General features: G+C 32.2%; 1 protein-coding gene. It reads right to left on the reverse strand.

Going from position 1 to position 1592, the window contains the following annotated elements:
• A partial coding sequence (locus AX660_RS15745; RefSeq protein ID WP_068378626.1) for a dsDNA nuclease domain-containing protein occupies positions 1-1036 on the reverse strand: 1036 nt, incomplete at its 3' end.
• Between the last annotated feature and the right edge of the window lie 556 nt (positions 1037-1592).

A 1592-nucleotide genomic window follows, 5' to 3' on the forward strand; every position in this document is an offset into this window, starting at 1 on the left:
TAACGCCACTAGGAGAATGTTTTTTAATTACGTCCGACAACTTTGATTCCAACATTGCTAGATCATAATCTGGAATATAATGTCTATTTTTTCGATACCATACATCCCAGTCTGTTTTGCATTTTGCAGCGTAATCGATGAGGTTTTTTGGGGTGCCAGATTTTCCTAAAATACGTTGTAATATAGAAACATTTTTGAGTGCTTTCTTATCCCCCCCCTCTCTAAGGCTCTGAAATGCAATTTTTGATATACTCAAAATCTCAAGTAAATCTTCTATTCCCACTCCAGCTAATTCATCTAACTGTTTTTCATTCAGAGCAGTACGCACAACTCCGATAGACTTTTTCTCAATTAAATTTAATAGGCTATCTAAAATCTCCCTTGCTTCCATGTATTCAAGATCTATTTCACTAAACTCGAATATTTTCTCTCTAGCTAACGCTTCGAACTGAGTACCATCTACCTTTAAATGTTCTAGACCAGGAATGATTCTAAACTTTCTGATAAATACCTTGATTTCCTCATCCGTATAAAGTGGTTTTCCTCCGCAAAAGCACTCTAAAAAATGGTTTGTTAAATGTTGTAAGGTCTTATGCGAATAATCATCTTGATCTAATGAAGTCAAAAGGTCTTCAACTTCATCTTTCAAATGAATATTTGTAAGAAATACCACTGCTTCACAAGTATCAATAAAATTAACAGTATGAATTAACAGTTTTCCAGCAAAGCTTTCTGTGATTCTCTCTGCTATATTTTCTGTTTTGGTTCGATTGTGTACACCAAAAATATCGTTCAGAGACCATTGAGCATTTCTTTTTTCCTTGGTTTTAACTTGAAAAAAGTGATAAACAATTTTTCCGTTAATGCTCTTTCTGACAACATAATCATCATGCCAATCACAATAAACTCGATCTACGGATTTATTTTCTAGTATTTCCAAGCTAGCCAAGCCCGCAGCTCTTGTTTGAGCCTTATACCTTGACAGGGTATCTCTTCCGTCTTGTTCTCTTGGAGAAATTTCGTGGAGTTTAACCAAATATTAGCAATCCATTGTTATTATTAAACTTTTTAGAATAGTTAGGCGTAGTTAGTGCACTAAGTTGGTTTGTGCAAATTATTAACCAGAAAATCTAACAGTCATAATGACAGGAGTAATACCTGTAACTCAATACTGTTATTATATACAGTGTCTTGTGGGCGATTCAAATTTTTAATTTATATACGTTAATAAAAATAGTCAGAAGTCTCAGTCGATAAACACCATTATGTTCTTCTATTTGGATGTACCTTAATTACCCCCATTTTTAATAAGCAAAAGTATTGCTCTCTTTAACCAAATCCATGTTGAATTAACTGCGTAAAACGTCTCAATAGTAGTAATTTTTCATTTTTAGTTGGGGTTAAGTTAAGTTTTCGAGCATGCTTAAAAATCATTCAATTTTAGAATATGACACACTGGTTGTTTCATTTATCTCAAAAATCTAGATTAGTCTGCTTTTTTTTCATCTGTTCTAAAAAAATTAAAGTTTATTTTAGTTTCCAAAACTCATTAAAAATCCTAATTATTTAATTTTTTGATAAATATTGTTGAA

This window comes from Paraglaciecola hydrolytica (assembly GCF_001565895.1).
Lineage (GTDB): Bacteria > Pseudomonadota > Gammaproteobacteria > Enterobacterales > Alteromonadaceae > Paraglaciecola > Paraglaciecola hydrolytica.